The sequence below is a fragment of the Paenibacillus sp. FSL M8-0334 genome (genome assembly GCF_038000405.1).
In the GTDB taxonomy this organism is placed as follows: domain Bacteria; phylum Bacillota; class Bacilli; order Paenibacillales; family Paenibacillaceae; genus Paenibacillus_AQ; species Paenibacillus_AQ campinasensis.
In genome coordinates this window covers 2,699,770-2,724,589 of record NZ_JBBOCH010000001.1, presented here as the reverse complement: position 1 = coordinate 2,724,589, position 24,820 = coordinate 2,699,770, and the positions used below count along the sequence as shown (strand labels likewise).

At 54.2% G+C, this 24,820-nt stretch carries 23 protein-coding genes; 11 read left to right on the top strand and 12 right to left on the bottom strand.

What is annotated here, in order from left to right:
- Nucleotides 1-42: 42 nt before the first annotated feature.
- The 5 genes from MKX64_RS11895 (at nucleotide 43) to MKX64_RS11875 (ending at nucleotide 5,655) form a co-directional block, all read left to right on the top strand.
- Complete coding sequence (locus MKX64_RS11895; RefSeq protein ID WP_095264954.1) at nucleotides 43-624, top strand: TetR/AcrR family transcriptional regulator; 582 nt, start codon at nucleotides 43-45, stop codon at nucleotides 622-624.
- A 25-nt stretch (nucleotides 625-649) separates the two neighbouring features.
- Nucleotides 650-997 (top strand): DMT family transporter, encoded by a 348-nt coding sequence (locus MKX64_RS11890; protein WP_095264955.1) that lies wholly within the window; start codon nucleotides 650-652, stop codon nucleotides 995-997.
- 1 nt (nucleotide 998) lies between these two features.
- Nucleotides 999-1,313, top strand: a complete 315-nt coding sequence (locus MKX64_RS11885; protein ID WP_095264956.1) for a DMT family transporter — start codon at nucleotides 999-1,001, stop codon at nucleotides 1,311-1,313.
- Between the two features lie 166 nt (nucleotides 1,314-1,479).
- The gene (locus MKX64_RS11880; RefSeq protein ID WP_230875764.1) at nucleotides 1,480-2,415 is read left to right on the top strand and encodes a TetR/AcrR family transcriptional regulator; all 936 of its coding nucleotides are present in this window, start codon (nucleotides 1,480-1,482) and stop codon (nucleotides 2,413-2,415) included.
- A gap of 42 nt (nucleotides 2,416-2,457) precedes the next feature.
- Nucleotides 2,458-5,655, top strand: a complete 3,198-nt coding sequence (locus MKX64_RS11875; protein ID WP_341035917.1) for an efflux RND transporter permease subunit — start codon at nucleotides 2,458-2,460, stop codon at nucleotides 5,653-5,655.
- A 102-nt stretch (nucleotides 5,656-5,757) separates the two neighbouring features.
- Here MKX64_RS11875 and MKX64_RS11870 read toward each other — a convergent pair whose 3' ends face one another.
- Nucleotides 5,758-6,435 carry a TorD/DmsD family molecular chaperone gene (locus tag MKX64_RS11870; RefSeq protein WP_095264959.1) on the bottom strand — a complete coding sequence of 226 codons (678 nt, stop codon included), beginning with the start codon at nucleotides 6,433-6,435 and terminating at the stop codon, nucleotides 5,758-5,760.
- A 345-nt stretch (nucleotides 6,436-6,780) separates the two neighbouring features.
- On the opposite strand from MKX64_RS11870, the gene moaA reads away from it, so the two are divergent.
- Nucleotides 6,781-7,785 (top strand): GTP 3',8-cyclase MoaA, encoded by a 1,005-nt coding sequence (gene moaA, locus MKX64_RS11865; RefSeq protein ID WP_095264961.1) that lies wholly within the window; start codon nucleotides 6,781-6,783, stop codon nucleotides 7,783-7,785.
- 68 nt (nucleotides 7,786-7,853) lie between these two features.
- Here the strand turns inward: moaA and mobA are convergent, their stop codons facing one another.
- Nucleotides 7,854-8,528 carry a molybdenum cofactor guanylyltransferase gene (gene mobA, locus MKX64_RS11860; RefSeq protein WP_095398358.1) on the bottom strand — a complete coding sequence of 225 codons (675 nt, stop codon included), beginning with the start codon at nucleotides 8,526-8,528 and terminating at the stop codon, nucleotides 7,854-7,856.
- A 184-nt stretch (nucleotides 8,529-8,712) separates the two neighbouring features.
- On the opposite strand from mobA, the gene MKX64_RS11855 reads away from it, so the two are divergent.
- Nucleotides 8,713-9,948: an MFS transporter gene (locus MKX64_RS11855; protein WP_413773626.1), complete on the top strand. Its 1,236-nt coding sequence runs from the start codon at nucleotides 8,713-8,715 to the stop codon at nucleotides 9,946-9,948.
- A 91-nt stretch (nucleotides 9,949-10,039) separates the two neighbouring features.
- On the opposite strand, the gene MKX64_RS11850 is transcribed toward MKX64_RS11855, so the two are convergent.
- Complete coding sequence (locus tag MKX64_RS11850) at nucleotides 10,040-11,779, bottom strand: glutamine--tRNA ligase/YqeY domain fusion protein (RefSeq protein ID WP_155618493.1); 1,740 nt, start codon at nucleotides 11,777-11,779, stop codon at nucleotides 10,040-10,042.
- A gap of 95 nt (nucleotides 11,780-11,874) precedes the next feature.
- Here MKX64_RS11850 and MKX64_RS11845 point away from each other — a divergent pair, with 95 nt between their 5' ends.
- Genes MKX64_RS11845 through MKX64_RS11835 form a run of 3 tightly spaced genes read left to right on the top strand, consistent with a single transcriptional unit; the run spans nucleotide 11,875 to nucleotide 12,888 of the window.
- Nucleotides 11,875-12,012 carry a hypothetical protein gene (locus MKX64_RS11845; RefSeq protein ID WP_155618494.1) on the top strand — a complete coding sequence of 46 codons (138 nt, stop codon included), beginning with the start codon at nucleotides 11,875-11,877 and terminating at the stop codon, nucleotides 12,010-12,012.
- Between the two features lie 34 nt (nucleotides 12,013-12,046).
- Nucleotides 12,047-12,301, top strand: coding sequence for a DUF2164 domain-containing protein (locus MKX64_RS11840; RefSeq protein ID WP_095264965.1), 255 nt, complete (start codon nucleotides 12,047-12,049; stop codon nucleotides 12,299-12,301).
- A 41-nt stretch (nucleotides 12,302-12,342) separates the two neighbouring features.
- On the top strand, nucleotides 12,343-12,888 hold the full coding sequence (locus MKX64_RS11835; protein ID WP_095264966.1) for a GNAT family N-acetyltransferase: 546 nt from the start codon (nucleotides 12,343-12,345) through the stop codon (nucleotides 12,886-12,888).
- Nucleotides 12,889-12,906: 18 nt separating this feature from the next.
- On the opposite strand, the gene MKX64_RS11830 is transcribed toward MKX64_RS11835, so the two are convergent.
- The 9 genes from MKX64_RS11830 to MKX64_RS11790 all read right to left on the bottom strand — a co-directional run bounded on the left by MKX64_RS11830 (nucleotide 12,907) and on the right by MKX64_RS11790 (nucleotide 24,067).
- Nucleotides 12,907-13,572, bottom strand: a complete 666-nt coding sequence (locus MKX64_RS11830; protein ID WP_155618496.1) for an MOSC domain-containing protein — start codon at nucleotides 13,570-13,572, stop codon at nucleotides 12,907-12,909.
- Between the two features lie 161 nt (nucleotides 13,573-13,733).
- Complete coding sequence (locus MKX64_RS11825) at nucleotides 13,734-14,228, bottom strand: GNAT family N-acetyltransferase (RefSeq protein ID WP_095264968.1); 495 nt, start codon at nucleotides 14,226-14,228, stop codon at nucleotides 13,734-13,736.
- 227 nt (nucleotides 14,229-14,455) lie between these two features.
- On the bottom strand, nucleotides 14,456-15,739 hold the full coding sequence (locus MKX64_RS11820) for an MFS transporter (RefSeq protein ID WP_155618497.1): 1,284 nt from the start codon (nucleotides 15,737-15,739) through the stop codon (nucleotides 14,456-14,458).
- 330 nt (nucleotides 15,740-16,069) lie between these two features.
- Complete coding sequence (locus MKX64_RS11815; RefSeq protein WP_155618498.1) at nucleotides 16,070-17,335, bottom strand: MFS transporter; 1,266 nt, start codon at nucleotides 17,333-17,335, stop codon at nucleotides 16,070-16,072.
- A gap of 105 nt (nucleotides 17,336-17,440) precedes the next feature.
- Nucleotides 17,441-18,022 carry a TetR/AcrR family transcriptional regulator gene (locus tag MKX64_RS11810; RefSeq protein WP_095264971.1) on the bottom strand — a complete coding sequence of 194 codons (582 nt, stop codon included), beginning with the start codon at nucleotides 18,020-18,022 and terminating at the stop codon, nucleotides 17,441-17,443.
- Nucleotides 18,023-18,260: 238 nt separating this feature from the next.
- Nucleotides 18,261-20,327 carry a molybdopterin-containing oxidoreductase family protein gene (locus tag MKX64_RS11805; RefSeq protein WP_095398352.1) on the bottom strand — a complete coding sequence of 689 codons (2,067 nt, stop codon included), beginning with the start codon at nucleotides 20,325-20,327 and terminating at the stop codon, nucleotides 18,261-18,263.
- 368 nt (nucleotides 20,328-20,695) lie between these two features.
- Nucleotides 20,696-21,523, bottom strand: a complete 828-nt coding sequence (locus MKX64_RS11800) for a formate/nitrite transporter family protein (protein WP_095398351.1) — start codon at nucleotides 21,521-21,523, stop codon at nucleotides 20,696-20,698.
- 219 nt (nucleotides 21,524-21,742) lie between these two features.
- A complete protein-coding gene (locus MKX64_RS11795) occupies nucleotides 21,743-23,104 on the bottom strand; it encodes an FAD-dependent oxidoreductase (RefSeq protein WP_341035912.1) in 1,362 nt (453 codons plus the stop codon).
- Nucleotides 23,105-23,587: 483 nt separating this feature from the next.
- Nucleotides 23,588-24,067: a glutathione peroxidase gene (locus MKX64_RS11790; RefSeq protein ID WP_341035910.1), complete on the bottom strand. Its 480-nt coding sequence runs from the start codon at nucleotides 24,065-24,067 to the stop codon at nucleotides 23,588-23,590.
- A 181-nt stretch (nucleotides 24,068-24,248) separates the two neighbouring features.
- On the opposite strand from MKX64_RS11790, the gene MKX64_RS11785 reads away from it, so the two are divergent.
- A complete protein-coding gene (locus tag MKX64_RS11785) occupies nucleotides 24,249-24,782 on the top strand; it encodes a hypothetical protein (RefSeq protein WP_341035909.1) in 534 nt (177 codons plus the stop codon).
- Nucleotides 24,783-24,820 lie beyond the last annotated feature (38 nt).

The window sequence follows — 24,820 nt, the reverse complement described above, 5'->3', positions numbered from 1 at the left end:
GTTATAACTTGAGCTAACGACCGTTAGTTAGGGGGCTTCGCCATGAGTGCAGACAATATTAAACAAGCAGCGCTTGTCCATTTTGCCCGGGACGGGTATGAAGGTGCATCGCTGAAATCGATCGCCGATGATTGCGGGATCAAGAAACCGTCGATCTATGCGCATTTCTCCAGTAAAGAGCACCTGTTTCTGCAGGTGCTGCAAGACGTATTCGAGCAGCAGGAGCGGAAGATCGACGCGTTCTTCGCCTCTTGCGCCGACCAGCCGCTGGAGGAGCAGCTGCGGGGATTTCTCGACAGCCGCCAGGCCGCGTATGAGCTGGATGATGAGACCCGATTTTTTTTACGGATGTCCTTTTTTCCGCCAAGCTCCCTGTACGTGGAAGTAATGGAGGAGATGGTGTACCCCTTCATCGGGCGGCAGGAAGACATGGTGACCCGATTATTGGACAAAGGCTGTCCTGCTCATGGCGATATCATCCACCACTCGCGCCAGGCGGCTATCGCGTACATTACACTGCTGGACGGCATTTATGTCGAGATTCTATATGGAGGCAAAGACCGTACGGCCCGGCGGATCGCGGCGGTATGGCCGGTCTATTGGTCAGGGGTCACGAAGGAATAGGCTTGCATTAAAGGAGAGAACCGATATGAACAGGAACTGGATTTATGTATTGCTTGCCGGCTTGATTGAAATCTTATGGGTTATCGGTTTGAAGCATGCCCAGCAGCTATGGGAGTGGGCCGCCGTGCTCGTTACGATTGTGCTCAGCTTTTATCTTATTATGAAGGCGGCTCAGCGGCTTCCGGTGGGTACCGTATACGCTGTCTTTACCGGCATCGGAACGGCGGGGACGGTGACGACGGAGATGCTGGCCTTTGGCGAGCCTTTTCGGCTATCGAAAATTATACTGATTGCAATCCTGCTGGCCGGTGTCATCGGCCTGAAGCTTGTGACGGATGAACAGCCGCAGCCTGCGAAAGGAGTGAGAAGCTGATATGGCATGGTTTGCGCTTATACTGGCCGGCGCCTGCGAAATTACAGGCGTGATCGGAATTCAGGGGGCCTCCCGCCGCAAGGGCTGGCCCTACGTGCTGCTGCTCTGCGTATCGTTCGCGGCCAGCTTCTCCCTGCTGTCTTATGCGATGAAAACCCTGCCTATGGGCACGGCGTATGCGATCTGGACAGGCATTGGAACGGTCGGCAGCGCCGCCGTGGGCATGCTGCTGTTCGGTGAGCCGAGAGAGTGGCGACGCCTGCTGTTTATCGCCATGATTCTGTGTGCTGCGGTAGGGCTCAAAATCATCACATAACTTGAGAAAACCAGGCCGCAGACCTAGAAGGCAGGCCTGTCTGCAGGGGCGCCCATGCGACATTTGTATTGGGCGTTCCTTTTTTGTATACTTATTTTGACCCGGCGGTCATTATAAAAACCAAGTAGTTTTGTATTGTGAGGTGAGCGTCTGATTGGTGGACAAAATGACAGAAAAAAGACAGCAGATTCTCATCACGGCCATGCAGCTGTTTTCTGCAAAAGGCTCCTCGATGACATCCATGCAGGAGATCGCGGAAGTATGCGGGATGTCAAAAGGAAGCCTGTACCTGCATTTTAAGTCCAAAGAGGAACTTGAGCGAAGCATTTACGACTATATTGCCAACCGGATCAAAGACGAGATATTAAGCATTGAGCAGGACCCGCTGCTGAGCCTGAAGGAGCAGCTGATCAAGCAGGTGGAAGTGCTGCTGATTCATTTTCTGGAGATTCGCGAGTTTCTCCTCAAGCAGTTCCATGATCAGTTGCCGCCTGGCAACACTCCATTTGATAAAGATCATTTTCATGATCAGCTCCAGAAGACGCTCGTGTGGTTCAACAATAAACTCAAGACGCTGTACGGGGCCGAAGCCGAGCCGTACACCATGGAGATTGCCATGTTCGTGTTGGGGATGCTGGGCTCTTATATCCGCTTTCTGTTCCTGCCGGGTTTTCACCTGAATGTGGGCAAGGCTGCCAACCATCTGATTCAGCTGATGGACGATATCGTTCACAGCATGCTGAACAGACGGCCTGAGCCGCTTGTGCCGCCGGATGTGCTCGTACAGTTTGACCGGATTTGCCTGGAAGACGAAGTGCAAGGGCCACGACATCCGCTGATCATTATCAGAGCGATGAAGCAGGAGCTCAAAGGACTGCCCGTTGACCCTCTGGTCAAAGAAGACGCAATGGAATCGCTTGGCATTATGGAGAAGGAACTGATCTCGATCCGACCAAGCCGGGCTGTTGTGAAAGGAATGCTTGCTAACTTGGACGGCATTGAAGGATTAGCCGATCTGCAGCGAGAGCTGAAGGAAACGATGAATACAATGCTGGATATCTATCTTGCACCAGGCTTTACGAAGCAAGCCAGCGATGTCTAACAAAGAAAAATAGAGCAGATTGAGAGGAGAGAACACCGACGAATGAAAGGAATCATTAACTTTTCGCTTCGTAATAAGTTTGCCATCTGGCTGTTGACGATAATCGTCAGCTTCGGCGGCTTATACAGCGGTCTCACCATGAAGCAGGAGACCATCCCGGACATTAACGTTCCCTTCCTGAGTGTTACGGCCATCTATCCCGGAGCAGCGCCTGAAGGTGTCGTCGAAGAAATATCGAAGCCGCTGGAAACCAGACTTCGGGGAATTGATGGCGTAAAAACCATCACCTCCACCTCGATGGAGAACGCAGCCAACCTGATTGTGGAGTTTGATTACGGCGCAAATCTGGACAACGCTACCGCTGCTGTTCGCGAAGCGCTTAGCGACATTCAGCTGCCGGAGGGGGCACAGCGCCCGACCATCTCCAGATTCAGCATGAGCTCGATGCCAGTCGTCTCGCTCAGCATTGCCAACAATGAAAGCATGAGCCTGGATGAATTAACCCGGATTACGGAGAATGAGATCGCGCCGCAGCTCGAAGATCTCGATGGCGTTGCCACGATTCAGGTAGCTGGCCAATACGTCAATGAAGTGCGGCTCAAATTCAAACAGGACGAAATGAATGAACTCGGACTTACGGAGGATACTGTCAGAGGCATTGTACAGGGGTCCTCGATCTATGCCCCGCTAGGTCTGTTTCAGATGGAAGGTTCCCAGAAAGCCGTTGCGGTTGACGGAGGCATCGTGGATCTGGATGATCTGAAGAACGTTGCCATCCCGGTAATTCCGAGCGGAGCTCCAGCTGCCCCTGGCGGCATGGCGCCTGATGCCGGAATGGGTGGCGCTCCAGGTGCAGGCGTTCCGGATGCAGGTGTTCCGGATGAGCTAGCCCTGGAAGAGCCGGGCACGGCCGATATGGATGCGGGTATTCCTGCCGGCATTCCTACCGTCAAGCTAAGCGATGTTGCCGACATTGAGGTGATCGGCACTTCCGAGTCCATCTCCCGGACGAACGGCAAGGAGTCGATCGGCATCCAGATCGTGAAAGCCAATGACGCCAACACCGTGGATGTCGTCAACCTCGTGAAAGATAAAGTCGAAGATTTGAAACAGGTCTATCCGGACATGGATCTGACCATCATGCTGGACCAGGGCAAGCCGATTGAGGATTCCGTCAAAACAATGCTGTCCAAAGCACTGTACGGAGCTCTGTTCGCTGTCCTGATCATTATGGTGTTCCTGCGGAATATCAGATCCACGATCATATCGATCATCTCCATCCCGCTGTCCCTGCTGATTGCTGTGCTGTGCCTGTGGCAGATGGATATTACCCTGAACATGATGTCCCTGGGCGCAATGACCGTTGCCATCGGGCGCGTCGTGGACGACTCGATCGTCGTTATCGAGAATATATACCGGCGAATGTCCCTGTCGACCGAGAAATTAAAAGGGCGGCAGCTCATTCTTGAAGCAACGCGTGAAATGTTTGTACCGATCATGTCCTCGACCATCGTCACCATCGCGGTGTTCCTGCCGCTCACCCTGGTCAGCGGCATGGTAGGCGAGCTGTTCATTCCGTTTGCTCTGACGATTGTATTCGCCCTGCTCGCTTCCCTCGTGGTTGCGATTACGCTGGTGCCAGCTATGGCTCACAGCCTCTTCCGCAAGGGGCTTAAGAATACGCATGATCATGAAGAGAAGCCGGGCGCCATGGCCCGCGGCTATCGCTCGATTCTGAAATGGTCCCTGAATCATAAAATCATTACGTTCGCCATGGCCGTTATTCTGCTGGTAGGCAGCGTATTGTTGACGCCGTTCCTGGGTGTCAGCTTCCTGCCGGAGCAGGAAGACAAGTATGTGATGGTTACGTATTCCCCGGAACCAGGCGTTCTGCTTGAAGATGTAGAAGAGCGTGCGCTGCAAGCGGAGAAATTCATTCTGGAGCAGCCACATATCGAGAAGATGCAATACTCAATCGGCGGCGGCGGTCCGCTTGGCATGGGCAGCTCCTCTGGCAATTCGGGCTTGTTCTATATTATGTATGAACCAGATACCCCGAATTTTGAAGACGTGAAGACCGGTCTGATCGAAGGCCTGGCCGAAATCGTACCGGAAGGCACCTGGGCTAATATGGATATGACCGGGGGCTTCGGCGGATCCCAGCTGACGGTGAACGTATTCGGCGACTCGCTGCAGCAGATCCGACCAGTCGCTGATCAGATTCTGGAGATTGCCAGCCAGGATACCGAAAACTTCGACAATGCGGAGACGAGCCTGTCGGATTCTTATCAGCAATACACCATCGTTGCGGATCAGGAGAAACTGAGCTCTCTCGGTCTTACCGCAGGCCAGCTGGCCATGAAGCTCAGCCCTCAGCGCGAACGTCCCGTGCTGACGGAGATTCAGATTGAGGACAAGAGCTATAAAGTGTATATCGAGGCCGATAGCCAAACCTACACGAGCCTTGAGGAAATTGAGAATGAAACCGTAACGTCGCCGCTTGGCATGGACATTCCGATCAAGGAATTGGCCAAGGTTGAAGAAGGAACGACACCGGATACGATCACCCGGATGGATGGCAGAATGACGGTTACCGTGACGGCTGACATTCTGACCAGCGACATTGGTGCGGCTTCCTCGAAGCTGCAAGCTGAAGTTGACAAGCTGGATCTGCCGGACGGCGTCTCCGTACAGTTCGGCGGTGTAACCGAGCAGATTAACGAAACGTTCGGACAGCTAGGTCTGGCCATGCTGGCGGCCATCGCCATCGTCTACTTCGTTCTGGTTGTAACATTCGGAGGCGGACTCGCACCATTCGCCATTCTGTTCTCCCTGCCGTTCATTGTGATCGGTGCGATTGTCGGCCTGCTCGTTGCGGGTGAGACTCTGAACGTATCCGCTCTGATGGGGGTTCTCATGCTGATCGGTATCGTTGTCACCAATGCCATCGTACTGATCGACCGCGTTATTCATAAAGAGCGCGAGGGACTCAGCACGCGCGAGGCGCTGCTGGAAGCAGGAACGACGCGTCTGCGTCCAATTCTGATGACAGCCTTAGCCACGATCGGTGCGCTGCTGCCGCTGGTGTTCGGATGGGAAAACAGTGCCGGCATCATCTCGCGCGGACTCGGAATTACCGTTATCGGTGGTCTGATCAGCTCGACGCTGCTGACGCTTGTCATCGTTCCGATCGTATACGAATTCCTGATGAAATATCGCAGAAAACAAGTACAAGAGTGATCGCAATTAACAGAAAAGCCGCGGCTCCGATATGGAGACCGCGGCTTTATATTATCTAACCTCATCATTCAAAGGTTGCACGTCTATATTGTAAACGACAGATCAAGAGATTCGACTAACATCCCGGTGCTGTCTCCAGGTTCTCAGCATATGGAGATCCTGAACAAGGAATTCCTCCAATAATCGCGACAGCGATTGATAGAGCGGGCTATCGGTAGCAGTCCTTAAATCCTGGCAAAACGACGGAATCCACGTCAACAGATGATCCTGTAAAAACTTCTCCTGAATTTCCATCAGTTTAATCATGCTGTCCTCGCAATACGTGTTGTTCATCATGCGATCATGGAGCAATGTCATAAACTCCAGCTCAATCGCGATGTAATCGTCCGCTTCCCCTTCCAGCTTCTTGAACGCAACCCCTACGGAAGCGTAAAACTCCGCCAGATCCTGAGCGTTACCGCGCTTGGTATACTTCGTTTCGGTCAGCGGCCGCTGCTTGGAGTAAGCCAGCAACCGGCGGTACTCCGCCTCTTCATACTCGCTGATGCGCACCAGTTCCTCCGGTGAACGATTGCTTAAATAATTGCGCAGCTCCTGTCCTCCCTGGGACAATTCCGCCGCTTTTCCAATTCCGCTTCCCCGGCTCCATTCTGCAACGAGAGACAACGTTGGCCATTGTCCAAGAAAATCAATAAGCAGCTCATAAATCGCGCCGCGGTTCTCAAGCCACCTGTGGCAGACGTCGGGTACCTCTAAAGTTTGATCAGGTGATATCGTCATATTGAACCTCCTACCTGAAACCGATCTTGTTGGATGTGATATCATTCACAGTATATCTTAGATGCAGGTCTAATGAAAGGGAATTGCATTTTTTTCCGAAAATTTCGGAAATACTTGGGAAGTTTCGCATTCCGGAAGCGCGATAACTTCATTATCCACGGAGCCCCTCGTTTCTTGACAATTTCAGTATACGCCAAACCGAAAGCGCTTACCGTGATAAACCTCACTACACGGCGTCCATATGCCACAGGCCTGTCCGGTTTCCGGACATGCACTGCGGCATTGACTCTTATCCGGGGAATAGCTACAATGTGACCATGCGAAGCTAGCGAAAGGGGGATGCTCATGATCGAACCGTTAAAAGACTCCTTCGGCCGGGTCCATGATTATATCAGGATATCGGTAACGGACCGATGCAACCTTCGTTGTGTCTATTGTATGCCCGCAGAAGGAATGGAATTCCAACCCCACGACCAAATTATGAGTTTCGAGGAGATAGCTTCCGTACTCCGAGTCCTTGCCCCGATGGGCGTTTCCAAAGTGCGTCTGACCGGCGGCGAGCCGCTTGTACGCAAGGACCTGGAATCGCTGGTAGGCATGATCTCTGCCATTGATGGCATCGAGGATATTTCACTAACCACCAACGGGATGTTTCTGGCATCGAAGGCCAGATTACTGAAGGAAGCGGGATTGACCCGCATCAACATCAGTCTTGATTCCCTCCAGCCGGATCGGTATGAGCGCATCACCCGCGGAGGAAATGTCGAGCGCGTGCTCAGCGGGATCGAGGCTGCCTACGAGGCCGGGCTTGATCCGATCAAGCTGAATATGGTCCTTATGAAGGGCTTCAATGATGATGAGATTCGCGATTTTATCGCGCTTACGCTGGATCGTCCTCTTCACGTCCGATTTATTGAATATATGCCGATTGGCCAGGCTTCCGAGGATTGGCGGAATTCGTATCTGCCGCTGAGCCGGGTTCAGGAAGTATGTCAGGAGGCCGGCTGGGAAGTTGTCGATGAGAAAGGCCCTTCCGGCAACGGTCCTTCCCGCAATATGAAAGTGGCCGGGGCCACTGGCTCGTTCGGCCTGATCCATCCGGTCAGCGAACACTTCTGTGATTCCTGCAATCGGCTCAGACTGACAGCGGACGGCAACATTAAGGCCTGCCTGTACTGGTCGGATGAATTCAACGTTCGCCGGGTCGTCGATGATCCGCAAGCCGTCGCCGATATGTTCCGCAAGGCGCTCGGAGCAAAGCCGCAAAATCATGAAATGGCGCTCGCACTGGAAAGAAAAGCGCAAAGCCATACACCGACCGTGCGTCGGATGTCCCAGATCGGGGGATAACATCAGGTCAGGCCAGATCGCGCTCCATTGCGGTCAGCCTGACCTTTGTTTTTCGGGGGTGGCAGCAGTCATCCGTCTCCAAGCTGCCGATCGGAGGGACCGATCCAGCGGCAGGCTTCCGAATAATCCTCCGGCCTGTTCATATTAAAGAGCAGCCGTTCCGGCTGGTGGCCAGTCAGCTCCGCCAGCCGCGCCTCATCCACGATTTCCTTGCGGAGCCCCAGGATCCAATCTGTTAGACGGAGCTCCCTCTTCTGCAGTCTGCGTTCCAGACCATGTCTGACGTCCCGCCGATAGACAGCCAGCAGCGGCTGCTCACGTCCGGCAGCCACAGGAATGACCGCCTCCAGCCCCGGCTCCCTGCGCTCGGCAGCTTCCGCTATTTGTACCAGCGCGGCAATGACGGCGGCATCAAGGAACGGCATATCACATGCGGCCACCACGTTCCACCGGCTCTCGGATGCCGACAGCCCTGCATGAATGCCGGACATCGGCCCCAACTGCGGATATCGGTCCGGCACAATGTCAAGACCAAGGAAGGCATAGGCATCTTCATCGTTCGAAGAGATGATGACCCGGCTGCAGATCGGCTTCAAACCGGCAACCGCATGCTCAATGGAGCGCTTATCCCCTACCGGCAGGAGCGCCTTATTGGTGCCCATCCGGCGGGAGGCGCCCCCAGCCAGCACAATGCCGGTTACGACCGTATTTTTCTCCTCTTCACTTGCGTGATTTCCGTTCATGTTTAGACAATCCTTTCATCGTTTATCGCTGCATTCCGGACCCATTATCAGTATCCTTGTTGAAAAATACGATAAAAAGATCATTTGTATCCCATATGAATGCGTGTTACATTGAGAAGGACAGGCAGCTACTGAGACACTGTCGCATTATGGACTGCATTCGGTTCTGAAAGGAATGACCTTCTTGCGGAATAAGAACAATGACTCAGCATCCTTGCACTCCCTGAAGCTGTTCAACTTCTTCATGTATGGAACCATGGTCATCTTCACCGGTTTCTTCCAGCTGTATTTGCAGGATATCGGCATGAGCAAAATCGAGATCGGCAGTCTGATGGCCATCGCTCCATTCGTGTCGGTATTTGCCAATCCTTTCTGGGGCTTCTGGAGCGACCGGGCTGGAGATATCAAACGCGTGCTTCTGATTATGATGGCCGGCACTCTGCTGTTGGTACAGTGGGTATTTCAGGCCAACACGTACACGATGATTTATATGGCCATGATTCTGTTTTATTTTTTCCAGACACCGATGTTCTCTCAGACCAACACATTAATTCTGACCTATATTGAAGGAACCCGGCATAAATTCGGCGCCTTCCGGCTGTGGGGCTCCCTCGGCTGGGCTTTGACCGCAATTGCGGCCGGACCTGTAATAGACAGGCTCGGCTCCGGGCGGATTTCGATCGTATTCTCGGTTATGCTTGTGCTGGCAGCGGTGCTGATCTTCCTGCTTCCCGGCGTCCAGCGGACCAGCCATACGGCCAGCGTCAGCCTGAAAGGATTCGGGCGGCTGTTCTCCAACATGTACTTTATTGCATTCATTCTGCTTGGCATCATTGTATCGGTTCCGAACACGGCAAACAATACGTTTATGTCCATTTACATACTGGAGCTCGGCGGCTCCAAACAGATGGTCGGACTGGCGATATTTTTTGCCTCTATCTTCGAAATCGCTGTCTTTCTGCTGTTTGACCGATTCCTCAAGCGGAACATCCATGTGCTTGTCGGATGTCTGGCCGTCGTCAGTCTGCTGTTTGCCCTCCGCTGGTATCTGATGGCGGACGCCTCCAGCCCGATCGAGGTCGCCTTCATCCAGCTGCTTCACTGCGTCACTTTCGGCGGTTACTTCTATGTCGGGGTCCAGCTGACGATGCTGTTCGTTCCACGGGCGTTCCAGGCGACGGGCCAAGCGCTGTATACGCTGAGCTGGAGCGGTATCTCCGGTGTCATCGGCGGCATTGCCGGCGGCTGGATGTTCCAGAACTTCGGGGCCCAGATGATGTACCAGTCGGGCATGCTGCTGGCCATCATGGGGGCGATCGGCTTTGGCAGCATGTGGTATACCCTGCGCAGACAAGGCTATCATCCGCTAAACCTGGATGAGAACGGTCAAGAGATCGAAGAGGTTTCGACAACCGAATAGCGTTGAGCAACTAAAAAAAGACTCGAACATCGACCAAGATGTTCGAGTCTTTTGCAATGTAAAGTCCCTGTTGCCGCTTCGATGCTAAAGCTTATTTCTTCGGCAGCTGGAAAGAGCTCTTGAGCGAAACGACACGGTTGAATACCGGACGCCCCGGCTCCGAATATTTGGAATCGACATTGAAGTAACCATGACGGAAAAATTGGAACTTATCCTGCGGTTTGGCCTCCTTCATATTCGGTTCCACAAAGCCGTGCACGATTTGCAGCGAGTTTGGATTCAGATCGTCCAGGAACGACTTCTCCACTGGCGTCTCGGTCTCCGTAGCCTCGCCTTCGGCTTCTCCGGCAATTTCCTGTTCCGGCTCTTCCTCGGCAGCCGTCTCGTCCTTGAATAGCGGCTCGTACAGTCTGAACTCCGCCGGCACCGCCTGGGAAGCCTCCACCCAGTGGATCGTTCCCTTCACCTTGCGGCCGGTAAAGCCGGTGCCGCTCTTCGTCTCGGGATCGTATGTGCAGTGAAGCTCAACGACTTCACCGTTCTCGTCCTTGATCACTTCATTGCACTTGATGAAGTAGGCATGCTTCAAGCGAACCTCATTGCCCGGGAACAGCCGGAAATACTTGCTCGGCGGATCCTCCATGAAGTCTTCCCGCTCGATGTAAATTTCACGGGAGAACGGAATTTGACGCGACCCCATCTCCGGATTCTCCGAATTATTCTCCGCCTCAAGCCATTCCGTCTCCCCTTCCGGGTAGTTGGTAATGACCACCTTGAGCGGATCGATCACCGCCATCGTCCGAGGCGCCTTCAGCTTCAGATCCTCGCGAATGAAGTGCTCCATCACCTGGCGGTCCACCGTGCCATAGGCTTTGGAAATGCCGGTCTCATACACAAAGTTGCGAATGGCCTCCGGCGTGTAGCCCAGACGGCGCATCCCGGAAATGGTCGGCATCCGCGGGTCATCCCAGCCATCCACAACCTGCTCATCTACCAGCTGCTTGAGCTTCCGCTTGCTCGTAACGGTCTGAGCGACATTCAGTCTGCCGAACTCATACTGGCGAGGGACGCTCTCCATCTCGCACTCCGCGATGACCCAGTCGTAGAACGGGCGCTGATCTTCGAACTCAAGCGAGCACAGCGAGTGCGTAACTCCTTCGATCGCATCCTCCAGAGGATGAGCGTAAGCATACATCGGATAAATGCACCACTTGTCTCCGGTATTATGATGATGCGCATGGGAAATCCGGTAGATAACCGGATCGCGAAGGTTGATGTTCGGTGAAGCCATATCGATCTTGGCGCGAAGCACGCGCTCGCCATTGGCGAATTCACCTGCACGCATACGCTCGAACAGGTCCAGGTTCTCCTCCACGCTGCGATCACGGTAAGGACTGTTCTTGCCCGGTTCTGTCAGCGTTCCGCGCGTCCGCCGAATCTCATCCGGGGACTGATCGTCCACATAGGCCTTCCCTTTCTTAATCAGCAGAACCGCGCGGTCATACATCTCTTCAAAATAGTCAGAGGCGTAGCGAAGCTCCTCCCATTCAAAGCCGAGCCACTTCACATCTTCCTTGATCGAGTTCACATACTCGATGTCTTCCTTGACCGGGTTCGTGTCGTCAAACCGCAGATGTGTCCGCCCGCCAAACTCGTCAGCCAGCGTGAAATTGATCCAGATCGCCTTGGCATGTCCGATATGCAGGTAGCCGTTGGGCTCCGGCGGGAATCGGGTAACAATCTCCTTCACCTTGCCGGACTTCAAGTCATCTTCAATTATGTTTTTTATAAAATTGGAGGGGGTGCCCCGATGGTTCTCCACGTTGATCAACCTTTCGTCCTAATTTTCCGTCTATTAGCCTGTATAAACGTGTTTCTCTTAAATATACCTGTAACGCCGCAATTGTTCAAGGAATGGAGAGCTTCTTGGCAGGATGGATTTGGGCTGCTGAAGCCGATATCCGCTCTGGCATGGACATGTCCCCTGTATTCGCATCGGCGGCTAAAGGCAAGCTGCAGCGGCGGGATCAAGCAGGCTTTGACGGTGGCTTTTTATTGAGGTAGCATGAAAGAAAACAGCCGATAGGAGGGCTTCTTCATGAGACCCCTTAAAATTCCCAAGGAGCAACGCGAGCTATTGGTAGAGCAAGTGATGGAATATTTCGAAGTGGAGCGCGGTGAGCCGATCGGCCATCTGGCTGCAGAAAGTGTGCTTGATTTTTTCACGGCGACCCTCGGCCCCTATATATACAACCAGGCGCTCAGCGATTGCAGGCTTGTGGTGAATGACAGGATGGCCACCCTTGAAGAAGACATCTATGCGCTGGAGCAAAGCGTGAGAAGAACCCGATAAAGAAGTCGGGAATACCGAAGGAATGGGAGAAGAAGAACACGATGTTTGCATTTACGCTTGACGAACATGTGGAACTGCGCCCCTTGGCGATTGAGCATGCACGGGCGCTGTTCGAGCTTACAGACCGGTCGCGGGACCGCCTGCGGAAGTGGCTGCCGTGGGTTGACGCGGTGCGGGAAGTGAATGATTCATTGAATTATATTAAAGGATCGCTTAAGCAAGCGGCCGATAACGGCGGCTTCTCCGCCGGCATCTGGGTTCGTGAAGAACTCGCCGGCACGATCTCATACCACGAGATCGACTGGAACAACCGCTCCGTCGGCATCGGCTACTGGCTGGGCGAGCGTTACACCGGGCAAGGGCTGATGACCAGCGCTTGCCGCGCATTCACCGAGCACGCCTTGATGCGGATGGGGCTGAATCGGGTAGAGATTCGCTGTGCCACCGCCAATCAGCGCAGTCGTGCCATCCCCGAGCGGCTCGGTTTCGTCCTGGAAGGGGTTATTCGCGAAGCGGAGAAGCTGCCCCAAGGCTATGTCAACCATGCGGTCTATGGCATGCTGCAAAGCGAATGGAGACGGCTGTAAAATCATAGGTTCTGTACGTTAAGAGTTGGAGCTGGAGCTGCGCAGCGCTTCAAGCCACTTGGCGAACTGGCCTTTCACGCTCGAAGACAGCTCCTCCAGCTCCAGCATGCGGGACAGGCCGGACTCATCCTTGCGGCCGTCCTTCATCAGGAGCAGCACCTCGCGCACGGTGATCCCTTTCGGATGAGCTTCAAGACGGGTTACCGGAGAGGCGGCACTCACTTCACCTTCCTCCAGCACACGGAAATAAAAGCCGCTGTAACCGGTGTTCAGCACACGGGCCGGCATATCCTTCACCCCATGCTTCTGCGACAGCTTGAAGCACGGGTATCTCGGCTGGCTGATCTGCACCACCGCTTCTCCGACCCGGAATACATCCCCGATGCTCACCTGATCCTCAAGCAGGCCCTGGAGCGTCAGGTTCTCCCCAAATGAAGCAGGCGGCATCTCCTTGCCAAGGGAGCTGGCCCAATACTTATAATGCTCGAACGGATAGGCGCATACCGCCTTGTCCGCTCCCCCATGATGGACGAGATCGGCCTGGCCGTCGCCTGCAAAATTTTCTTTCCCTAGAAATACCGCACCCTCTACCGGCTGCTTGTAAATGCCCGTACTCAAAGGCTTGCCTAGATAATCTACCGTGATCGGCTTCCCTACGTTCAGGGATACAATCCGCATACTCATCTTCTGCCAGCTCCCTCTTATCTATTTGATCGTTATCTAAACTATATGCACATGCGCAGCCCTTGTCTAGCCGCAGACAGGACCCACGCCCCTCATACAATACAAGCGGCCCGGCATCCTGCCGAACCGCTCCTGTATACGATCAATAGCATCTTATCTTATCAGACAAAAAGGCACATCCATATCTCGTCCACAAACCGGCCGTCCACCTCGAATTCCCTTGACAGCCGCCCTTCCTCCTGAAACCCGCAGGCTTGGTAGAAAGCAAGCGCCCCGGGATTGCAGGACAGCACCCGCAGCCTCAGCTTCGCGACCCCTTCCCTCCGGGCCATATGCCAAGCCGCTTCGATCAGCTGCCGACCAATGCCCTGACGGCGATACGAAGGATGAACGGCGATGTTCAGCTCCTTCACGTGGCGTTGACTCGCCAGACCGCTCGGGGATCGAAAGCCGACATACCCGCACAGCACATCCCCCGTAAAGGCAACCAGCTGGCTTCCGGGGGGACAGTGCAGCAAGTATTGCTCCCGCGATGTCCACACAAGCGGCTCCGGCGCCGTGTTCCGGTCCCAGACCAGATGATCCAGCTCCATCAGGCAGCCGGCATCCTTCATCTCGGACAAGCGGATCAGCAGAACTTCCTGGCTGGCTTTCATGGCATCCCCCCCTCTATGAACCGTAGCTACTCTCATTATAACAGCTGGCTGGGATCCATGCAGGGACGGTCATCGCCTGAGCCGGCCAGCCTGGGGCAGAAGTCGGGCACCTCCATGCAGGGGCGCTGCCGAGGAACTACACAGGAGCGTGAAGCCGTGCATGCCACAGGCCGGCAGCCCTAGCGTCATCCTTTCGCGTGAAGACATAATGCCTTCCAGCGCAACCATCAAGATTCAGACGGCTTATCCAGCAGTGGCTTCTGCAGCACCGTGCCTCCGAGAGGCGGGGCACCGCCCGCATCCTCCGGAAGTGTAAAATGATGGCTCATTCGTGCATGCACAACAAAGGCGATACATGAGAGCACCGCTGTTGCGGCGGCCAGCCATGCGACCGGTGTCAGTCCGCCGCTGTCAAACATCGTTCCCATAAAGTACGGCCCGAGCACCCGTCCAGCTGCGCCCATGCCGCCGGCGACGCCGATATAGAACGGAGCCGAACGGCCCGCCCGCTCCGAGATGAAGGCCGGAATTGCCGGCGAGATCAGCATCTCGCCTAAGGTGGCCAGCACCATCGCCAGCACCAACCCCGGGTAACTCTGCATCAAGGCAATCACCACATAAGCCGCCAGGTAGAATAGCGCACTTGCCGTCATCTGGCTGGACTCCGTGCGGGCCAGCCAGCGTCTGATCAAACCGACAAGCGGCTGGGCGGCAAAGATGAGAATGCCGTTCAGCGTCCACAGATACCCGTATGCGGCCTTCGACATCCCCTCGGAGATGATGAACGGCGATACGCCTGTATTCCAGATGGAATTGCCGAACCAGAGAAACAATGAGCCGAGTCCCATATACAGATAAATCCGTGTATGGGAAAGCAGCGCCCACGCACCCGGCCCGGCCGACAGCGGCGTTTTGCGAAGGGCTGGGCCTGCTGCCTCCTTCGGCGCATCCAGCTTGGTCAGATAGATCAGGAAGAACACCGCAAAACCAAATGATGTTACCCCGTTCAGCACAAAGCTGAGATGGTACGAGATTTCCGCCAGAAAGCCGCTCATTGCGGTTCCGAGCGCAACTCCGATATTGTTCGCCACATAGACGACGTTGAACAGCTCTCCCCGCCGATCGGCAAAGCGAAAGCCGATAAAGGCCTGTATCGCCGGCATCGAGACGGCGTTAAAGAGCCCGACGAGCCCCATCGTCACAATGAGAAGGCTCCAATATCCGTTGATCAGCGGAAGCGAGAACAGGCCAAGCGCATTCAGCAGCAAGGAGCCGACGATCAATCTTTTTACGCCGACCTTATGATACAGCGCTCCACCGAGGAGCTGGCCGATAATGCCCCCAAGCGACTGTATAAGAATCACCAGTCCTGCATCCTGCATGCTGCGGTTCAGTTCATCAAACACATACATTGTCGTCAGTGGCCACATCAAGGAACCGCCGGCGGATGCAACCAGGCTGGCTACGAGAAATGCTTTTACTTCCTTGGGATACTGCGATAATAACTTCATCGTGAAAAGTCTCCAAAAGCGCGACAGGCAAGCCAAAGTTCCGCTGCCTGTAAGCGTCCATATCCATAATAGAATTACTGGCGGCATGTTCATCTGTCTGCATGCCAGCGCAGTGGCAACCGCTAAAACGCACAGAAAAAAAGCCCTCCCGGGCTCTTTTTACGTGAACAGCGACTCGCTGATATCTCTCGCGAATCGCCTCTATGATCAAGTGACACCTTTGGTGGTCTTGTCGATTGCCCACCATTTAGTATCGCCTCAAGCGGCGTTTTCGGCAAGCACATTCATTGACGCTTTAACTCAGCAATAACAGGCGGCTGACAACCGCCTTTATTGTGAAGAACAGGCGGGCGCTGAAGATGATGCAGCCGCTTGGGGCGTTTGGGCTCCGGAAGGCAGCGCCGAGGAGGCTGCCGGCAGCCGGAGGCTGATCAGGGAGGCCAGCAGGAACAATCCGCCGGCGGTAAAATAAACGACGAAAATGGACGTCAGCGACATGTACACCCCGGTTATCCCTGATCCGATCAGCAGCATGGCGGTAAATGCCGGACTCAGCAGACCGCTCATCCTTCCCACATAAGCCTCCTCCACGCCCCGGATGACCATGGCCATCAGTGCAGTCTGTCCCAGCGCCAGCAACAGCCCGGTCAGAAAACGAAGCGATCCGGTCAAGAGCGGCCATAGGGACAGCACCTCCACACAAGTGGAGATCCCGAGAAATGCCAAGCCGATGAAGAGCAGCAGCCTCCCGTTCAGCTTTCCGGCAAGAATCGCTGCCATAATTCCGCCGGCGAGCATGCCGACTCCTTCCAGTGCAGTGAACCACTGAACAGCGGTCATGTCCAGCTGCAGTCGATTCGTGATCACGAAGATGTCGAGCGGCTGGACGAGACCCGCGCCCAGGGCAAGCACTGCATAGATCAGAAGCATGATCCGGAGCATTCGGCTTCCCGTGATATAACGGATTCCCTCGCCCAGCTCCCTGTGGAAGGAGGACGGCCCGCTTCGTACCGTCCCGCCCTCATCCACCGAAGAAGGAATACAGACGATAAGAACAGCCGACAGTCCGAAGACGCCGAGCAGACTGAACAAGGAAGCCTCCAGGCCAAGGTGCTGGTAGATCGCCGTGCCTATAATGGGACCGGCGATAATGAACAGCGACATCATCGATTGCGATAAGGCGGTCGCCTGGGCAACCAGTTCATCCGGGAGACTGCGCTTAATAATCTTCACAGATGCTGGCTGAGAGAATTGCGAGGCGATCGCTGAGACCAGCGTGACCGCAAATACGGCTTGCCACATTCCCGACATGACGGTGAACAGAATGATCACAATCGATATGAAGCTGAGGATGTCGCCCCACAGCATCGTTCTCCGGGGACGCCAACGATCCGCGAGCACCCCGCCAATGGCCGAGAAGATAAAGATCGGCGCATACTCAATAACCGTAAGCAGGGAGACCGCAACCGGATTTCCCCCGCTCTTCTCCATAATGAAGAACAGCAAAGCCATATTGCGAATCCAGATCCCTACATTTTGCAGAAGATCAGATAACATCAGCAGAACAAAAGCGCGGCTCGACAGTAGACCTTTCATTAAACACATCCCCCTTTTCTATAAAACCGACTAGTCAGTTTATTAAATGATGAAGACAAACCGTATCCTATGGAGATAGGAGCACGGTTCCATGATGTCATGCTGCTATAAGATCCCGCGAAGGAAAATATCCACTCCGCGATGGTACAGCTTCCTCAAATCCTCGCTGGAGCGCTCGTAAAACGAGGTCGACATGCCATCCAGCATGGAAGCAAAGATGATCACCATTTCATCCACATCGTCTGCAGCCATCTTCCCTTCCCGAACGCCATCGGCAAAAATATCGCGGTAAAGCTGTCTCGGTGCTTGAACAATCTCGAGCAACTGTTCCATAAGGTTGCTGTCTTCCGCGCCGCCTAGATGAAATTCCTCGGCTACTTTGACGAGCGGATTCAGGTAGAAATCGTCCACCAGGTGGTCGGCCACCCCGTACAGCTTGGCTTCAAACCCGCTATACTGACTGCTTTTTTCCTCCCATGCCCGCATCCATTCCTCATTTTGCCGCAGAAGAATCTGGACAAACAGCTGTTCCTTGCTCTCGAAGTGATAATAGATGCTGCCCTTGCTGATCCCGCTGTACCGAACCAGATCATCCATGGATGTTGCGGCATATCCGTGCTGAATAAACAGCTCCTTCGCTTTGTCCAGAATGAGGTCCCGTTTTCGGAGTGCTTTCTCTGTCGCCATTGCCGCGCCTCCTTCACCACAACTCCTTAAAAACCGACTGTACGGTTTAATTCTAACGAACAGACCCCCACTTGTAAAGAAAAGAATATTGCGGATACAAAAATCCCCCGGCAAAAGACATCCGTTCCTGGATCATCTTGGCTTGCCGGAGGACTCCAATTTCTTATCGCTTCGAACGTGATAATGCCGCTCACCGCGGCCTGCTTGCCAGCAGCGTCTACTCCATCGATCAGCTGCCTTACGGCTGCCGTTGTACCTCAACCACGGTGGAGAAGAAGGTGGCCCCTTCTCCCATATCCGACAGGCGATCCGGCGTCAGCGCATTCGCGCGCTGCTTCCGACTCTCCCCTTCCCACCACAGGCCTTGGCTGACCACGGTGCCCGGCAGCATTTTGTCCGTTACCTTCGCCGTTACCTCATACGTGCCGCGATCGTTGTACACCACAACCTGATCGCCGTCCTCAATCCCCCGCTCATGTGCATCCTCAGGGTGAATCTGGAGCACCGGCTGTTTCTCCAGCTGCTGATGCTTCGGCACATTGGCAAAGGTGGAGTTCAGGAAATTATGGTTTGGCGGCGAGATGAACATGAGCGGATATTGGCGTCCCCGCCCGCGCCGCACGCCGTCATATCCCTCCTTCACCGGGACGTAGCTCGGCAGCGGCGGCAGTCCGGCCGCTTCCAGCTCGGCCGAATACAGCTCGATCTTCCCTGACGGTGTCGGAAGTCTGTCCAGATAGGTCGCCAGCGGCGACATATCCAGCTTCACGAACCGCTCCTTCTTCAATCGCTCCAGTGTCACTCCGTTCAAGTACGGATTGTCCGGATAATCGAGCGCCTGGACAATCATATCTTCCTCTCGCTCGCCGAACGCTTCCTCGTCCAATCCCATCGCTCTGCCGAGCAGGGAGAACAGCTCCACATTGCTTTTGCTCTCGCCGAGGGCAGGAATAACGGGCTCCTGAAGCTGAACGTACTGATGCCAATACGATGCGTACAGATCCGTATTCTCAAATGAGGAGGTCGCCGGAAGCACGATATCCGCATACTTCGCCGTATCGGTCATGAACAGGTCATGGACGACGGTGAACAGATCCTCCCGGGCAAAACCCGCCTGCACTCGCTCTGCATCCGGTGCCACGACCAGCGGGTTGCTGCAATAGACAAACAACGCTTTGATCGGATGCTCCGTCATCGCCAGCGCTTCACCGATCCGGTTCATATTGATGGTTCGCGCCTCTGGGTTCGGCCGCAGGTCCGGCCGCTCCAGCGCTTCGCTGTTCATGCTGTTATAGCCGCCGTTCGATTTCGCCGCACCGCCGCCGCGCTTCAGCCATTGACCGGTCAGCGCAGGCAGACAGGTGATGCTGCGAACGGTCAAGCCGCCATTGTCATGATGCTGAAGACCGTTGCCAATGTGGATGTAGGATACCGCCGCACGCCCGTATAGGTCAGCCAGCTTCTCGATATCCGCCACCGGAATGCCGGTAATGCTCGACACGTATTCCGGTGTATAAGAGGCTGCATGCTCCCGGAGCTGTTCATGCCCCAGCGTATAGCGCTGAAGGAACTCCTCATCCACCAGACCGTCGCGGAACATAATATGCATGATGCCGACAGCCAGCGCAGCATCGGTGCCCGGGTACAGCGGGATAAACCAGTCGGCCCACTGTCCCGTCTGATTTTTGTGGACGTCGATCACAATGACTTTAGTTCCGCGCTTGCGGGCCTTCTCAGCCAGCACAACCTGGTGCATGTTGGTGCTCACAATATTGCCGCCCCATACGATGATGACGTCGGCATGCTCCGTATCCTCCGGCACCGTCCCGCCGTTAAAGCCCATGACCGACTTGAAGCCCGCATTGCCTGCGGAATTACAGATCGTCTGCTTCAATTGACTCGCGCCAAGCGCGTTGAAAAAACGCCGGTCCATGCCGTCCACACTCAGAATGCCCATGTTCCCATAGAAGCTGTATGGCAGGATGCTTTCCGGACCATACTGCGCGATCAAAGCCTTGAACCGCTCTGTAATTTCCCGAATCGCCTCGTCCCAGCTGATTCGCTCAAAGGCGCCTTCGCCTTTCGCGCCTGTCCGCCGGAGCGGATACAGGACGCGCTCGGGATGGTATATGCGGTGTGTCATATGGCGGACTTTGTTACAGATGGCCCCCTTGGTAATCGGATGCTCCGGATTGCCTGTAATCTTCACGATTTTCCCGTTCTCTTTATGCAGCAGAAGGCCGCATGTATCCGGACAATCCAGCGGGCAAACCGCCGGAAACACGCCGTTTTCCTGTTGAATCATTTCGTCCTCTCCCTTCGGCACGTCTGCATGTGATCTTTCTTAATCTTAAAGGGAGCCGATGTATTCGTAAAGTTCCGGCTTCTGATAACTTTTCGATTGGCGATGTTTCACCTCTCGAATCCGCGGGTATATTCATAACAAGAGCAAGGATGAGGAACCCAGACCCTCCCTGTCCTTGCCATATCATGGACCACTCCCAAAAAATTCGCCATGCTGTGTCTCCTCCCCCGAGACCTGCATGGCGAATTTGTTGTTTGCGTTTCCAATCTGTGGCTATCTGTGGAACGATATCTCGTGTGTGTATTGCCAGCCTCAAGGAAAGCCTCACGGATAACCCCGTAACGCTCCGGCTGCCTTGGCACTTTCGTTCACCCGGCCTTGTTGCTGTAACTCTCCTGCTGCTGGCTGGTACGGGCCACCGGGGAACGCCCAGCCCGCAAATATACGCTGGCGTAGGCTGCACCTACAAATACAGCTCCACCGACCAGATTTCCGAGCCATACCGGAATAAAGTTGAGAATATATTCACCCCAGCTGTAGTAGCCCTCGAATATGGCAGCTGGAATGAGAAACATGTTGGCGACAACGTGCTGAAAGCCGATCGCTACAAACGCCATCGTCGGAAACCAGATGCCGAGGATTTTGCCGCTGATCTGGGATGAGCCGTAGCACAGCCACACCGCCAGTGCGACAAGCCAGTTGCAGCCGACGCCAGACCAGAACGCCTGCAAGAAGCTGTCCTCCAGCTTATGCCCCGCCAGATCGACGACTTTATCCAAATAAATCCCGCTGCCGGTAAGACCGGTGACATGACCGAAGAAATAAGCGACAAACACAGCCCCGACAAAATTGCTGACGGTGACCAGCAGCAGGTTCCGAAGCCACTCCGTGGTTGAAATCCGTCCGACCAGCCGCGCCAGCGATACGGCCATCATATTGCCGGTCAGCAGTTCTCCGCCAGCCAGCAGCACCAGAATAAGACCAACCGGGAACACGGCCGCCCCGATCAGTCCCGTTATCGTCCCCCAATGCTCAGGCGCTCCCGCCATGACACGAATCGCCAGCAGGTAGCCGAGTGCGATAAACGCGCCGGCTAAGAAGCCCAGCACCACCACCGCTCCTGCTGAATTTCGCGCTTTGGCCGTTCCATTATCTGCGGTAATGCCTGCGATCTCCTGAGGCTTATAATAGGACATGCACGCTCTCTCCCTTCGCTCCCTGCCTGCAAGCAGGAAGCCCTCCTAATACAGCTATTGTATCGCAGGAGCCCTTGACCCGAACGTAACCTAGATCACGCTGCATGTGGAGAGCAGCCGTGTGCACGAGCGCTGATCGCCATCGAAGCCTCCGGTTCATATGAAAAAGGCCACCGGCGCCCAGTTGGACTGGCGACGGTGACCTCCCTTGTGCATCGGTCAGACATGCATCGGCGTATTCACTTCGATCGGCGGGAGCGCCTGAAGTCCAGCGCTGTTCAAGTAGTTCCACGGTTTGTTGTAATGCGGCTGGAAGAAGAAATCAACAAATGCGAGCTGGTCTATCGTCATCCGGTTTTGGATGCACACCGACAGCGTGTTGATCGATTGGGTCAAGTCCGCTCTCGAAATGACCTGCGCCCCCAGCAGCCGCCGAGTGTCCCGGTCATACACTACCTTCAGCGTCACCTCTTCAGCCGTCGGCATAAACTCCGGACGGTAATGATCATGGATGGTCACAGCCTCTATAGCGATCTCCTCATCCTTGGCCGCCCCTTCGGTCAGCCCGGTCGAGGCAATATTATGCTCGTAAATTTTAAGACCCGAGGTGCCCTGGGTGCCCATATACGGTGTCGTGCGCTTGACCAGATTGCGCGCCACCAGCGTTCCCATCCGCACCGCGTTGGTGGCAAGCGGAATGTACATCGTTTTTCCGGTAGGATTGTACAGAACCGAGCAGCAGTCCCCGGCAGCGAACACATCCTCCTTGCTCGTCTGCATGTACGAATCGACGACGATGGCGCCATTCGGAAGCATATCCACTTGGCCTTTAAGCAGCTCGGTGTTCGGCCGGAAGCCGATGCACAGAATCACCAGATCGGTAACAATCTCACCTTGATCCGTAATCACCTTACTCACTTTGCCGTCAGTTCCCTCGAAGGCTTTTACCGTTTGTCCGAGGGCCATTTCAATCCCTTTTTCACGGAAGGAATCTTCGATTTTACCACTGAATTCCGGGTCGAGATATTTGTTCAGGATCCTGTCGGCGCTGTCGATCAGCGTCACCTGCTTGCCATTCATCTCAAAGGCTTCCACAAGCTCAACCCCGATATATCCAGCACCTACGACCGTGATATGCTTCGCGTCTTTGGCCTTTTCGATGATGGTGTTGGAATGATTATAGTTTTTGCAGAGCAAAATATTGTCTAAATCGATCCCGTCAAGCTTCGGCACAATCGGCCAGGAGCCGGTCGTTACAATCAGCTTGTCATACGTATCCTCAAACGCCTCGCCGGTGTCCAAGTTTTTCACTTGCAGCTGTTTTCGGTCCGTATCAACCGCCAGGATGTCATGACGCATTCTCGTGGTGACGCCCAGCTCATCCAGCTTCTGCGGCGAAGAATAGAACAAGCCGTGAGGGTCCTTTACGACACCGCCGACATACAATGCAATCCCGCAGGACAGAAAGGAAATATTATCATTACGCTCGTAGACGACAATTTCAGCATCCGGATACAAGTGGGCCGTGTTGACAATAGCGGACGTTCCTGCGTGGGTACAGCCAATAACAGCGATTTTCATTGTTGTTCCTCCTCGTGGTAATGCTTCGTATTGGTTTAAGATGAACGGTTTTGCTGCGAATCATGCTGGACAGTGACAAGTGTTCTCTGGAAAAGTGTCTGTTGATATTGTGAATTGTTTCACTTGAATTTATGCTTTTATTATAATGTGATCAATTTCACAAATCAAGCCGTTTTTGTATTTGGTCACACTTTGTTCATTTTTTCACAATGAAAAAGAGAGCGATCGCGTTGACAATCCTACAACGAGTGGCAATACCGCTTTGTATATCACTCCTCCCTCCCGTTCCAGCGGTTATCGGGTAATTAATCCGTTTCCCCGGCAGATCCAGCTATAAATCCAGGCCGTCCAGGGCATATTAGAAACTGCTGTGACAGCAGAAAGAGGGATCTCCTGCAAAATTAAAAAAGGTCTGCCCGGGCCGGGCTTCCCCGGAACGCAACAGACCTGCTCTATCTTAGTATTAATTACCTTTCGCCAGCCTTATCCCAGCAACGATTCCACCGTGCTTCGCATCGACTCCGGCGTCTCTCTTGGCTCAAAGCGTGCAGCCACCCTTCCTTCACGATCCACCAAAAATTTGGTGAAGTTCCAGGCGATTTCACCGCTCTCCTGCGGCCCCGGCTGCTCAGCCTTCAAATATTGAAATAGCGGGTGCGCATCGCTGCCGTTGACATCGATTTTAGCGAAAATCGGAAATGTTACGCCATAGTTCAGCTGGCAGAACGACGCGGCTTGCTCGCTTGTTCCCGGCTCCTGACCCCCAAATTGGTTGCATGGGAAGCCCAGAACGACAAGGCCGCGATCCCCGTATTCCTCATACAGCTTCTGCAGGTCGCCATATTGGGGCGTAAGGCCGCATTCGCTGGCCGTATTGGCGATCACCAGCACTTTGCCTTTATAATCGGCAAGCGAAATCGCGTTACCTTTCGTATCCTCAGCGGTGTAATCGTAAACAGACATTTTTGTTTCCTCCTTTTCTTCACCTTGCTTCTTCTGGTCAGAACCCTTCTCCACCTATAATTCATCATACCGGAACCGTTGCCGGAATCCAAATACGTCGATGTCCCCATATAGATATATCCCTACGCTTGTACTATGATATTATTGCTGTAATTCTATCTCGCAAGCGGAGGAATCGATTGTGAAATTGTACCCCGAATTATTCCTTACTCCCTGGCATGCCGGTGTGCTCCTGGTGACGGTGCTTGCCTTACTCGCCTTGATCATCGGAAAGTATGACAGCAAGACTATCATGAAACACACGCTTGTCTCATCGCTTATTGCTTATGCTTTTCTTACCTTCGTGCTCATGCTTGTCATGCAGGAACCGATGTACAAAAAAGAAACGATGGTCTCTGCACTTGACAATGAATATGCAAAACAAGAGGCCAAGTGGAATCCGAATACGGGCGATCAAGTCGCGCTTTACGTAGGCGCCTTCGTTAATGAAGGAAATGTTGAGCTTCTGGTGTATGCCGGCAACTATGACAGCAGCCAGCCGTTCCAAGGTGACATCACCGTATCGCTGCAGGACCATGACAATCAGGAAGTGTTTACGAAAACGTATGAGAATATCACCCTTCAACCGGGAGAGAAGAAACAGATCGAGCGAACCCGGACGGAACAGCCGATGGATACATACCGGTTCGGGTACGAGACACGCCCCTACAAGTAACAAGGAGGCCAGGCGATCCGGAGGACCGCTGAAGCGGT

Excerpts from the sequence above, each read along its gene's own strand:
- MKX64_RS11895 (WP_095264954.1), top strand. The coding sequence starts at position 43 with ATGAGTGCAGACAATATTAAACAAGCAGCGCTTGTCCATTTTGCCCGG.
- MKX64_RS11890 (WP_095264955.1), top strand. The coding sequence starts at position 650 with ATGAACAGGAACTGGATTTATGTATTGCTTGCCGGCTTGATTGAAATC.
- MKX64_RS11885 (WP_095264956.1), top strand. The coding sequence starts at position 999 with ATGGCATGGTTTGCGCTTATACTGGCCGGCGCCTGCGAAATTACAGGC.
- MKX64_RS11880 (WP_230875764.1), top strand. The coding sequence starts at position 1,480 with ATGACAGAAAAAAGACAGCAGATTCTCATCACGGCCATGCAGCTGTTT.
- MKX64_RS11875 (WP_341035917.1), top strand. The coding sequence starts at position 2,458 with ATGAAAGGAATCATTAACTTTTCGCTTCGTAATAAGTTTGCCATCTGG.
- MKX64_RS11870 (WP_095264959.1), bottom strand. The coding sequence starts at position 6,435 with ATGACGATATCACCTGATCAAACTTTAGAGGTACCCGACGTCTGCCAC.
- moaA (WP_095264961.1), top strand. The coding sequence starts at position 6,781 with ATGATCGAACCGTTAAAAGACTCCTTCGGCCGGGTCCATGATTATATC.
- mobA (WP_095398358.1), bottom strand. The coding sequence starts at position 8,528 with ATGAACGGAAATCACGCAAGTGAAGAGGAGAAAAATACGGTCGTAACC.
- MKX64_RS11840 (WP_095264965.1), top strand. The coding sequence starts at position 12,047 with ATGAGACCCCTTAAAATTCCCAAGGAGCAACGCGAGCTATTGGTAGAG.
- MKX64_RS11835 (WP_095264966.1), top strand. The coding sequence starts at position 12,343 with ATGTTTGCATTTACGCTTGACGAACATGTGGAACTGCGCCCCTTGGCG.
- MKX64_RS11830 (WP_155618496.1), bottom strand. The coding sequence starts at position 13,572 with ATGAGTATGCGGATTGTATCCCTGAACGTAGGGAAGCCGATCACGGTA.
- MKX64_RS11825 (WP_095264968.1), bottom strand. The coding sequence starts at position 14,228 with ATGAAAGCCAGCCAGGAAGTTCTGCTGATCCGCTTGTCCGAGATGAAG.
- MKX64_RS11820 (WP_155618497.1), bottom strand. The coding sequence starts at position 15,739 with ATGAAGTTATTATCGCAGTATCCCAAGGAAGTAAAAGCATTTCTCGTA.
- MKX64_RS11815 (WP_155618498.1), bottom strand. The coding sequence starts at position 17,335 with ATGAAAGGTCTACTGTCGAGCCGCGCTTTTGTTCTGCTGATGTTATCT.
- MKX64_RS11810 (WP_095264971.1), bottom strand. The coding sequence starts at position 18,022 with ATGGCGACAGAGAAAGCACTCCGAAAACGGGACCTCATTCTGGACAAA.
- MKX64_RS11805 (WP_095398352.1), bottom strand. The coding sequence starts at position 20,327 with ATGATTCAACAGGAAAACGGCGTGTTTCCGGCGGTTTGCCCGCTGGAT.
- MKX64_RS11800 (WP_095398351.1), bottom strand. The coding sequence starts at position 21,523 with ATGTCCTATTATAAGCCTCAGGAGATCGCAGGCATTACCGCAGATAAT.
- MKX64_RS11795 (WP_341035912.1), bottom strand. The coding sequence starts at position 23,104 with ATGAAAATCGCTGTTATTGGCTGTACCCACGCAGGAACGTCCGCTATT.
- MKX64_RS11790 (WP_341035910.1), bottom strand. The coding sequence starts at position 24,067 with ATGTCTGTTTACGATTACACCGCTGAGGATACGAAAGGTAACGCGATT.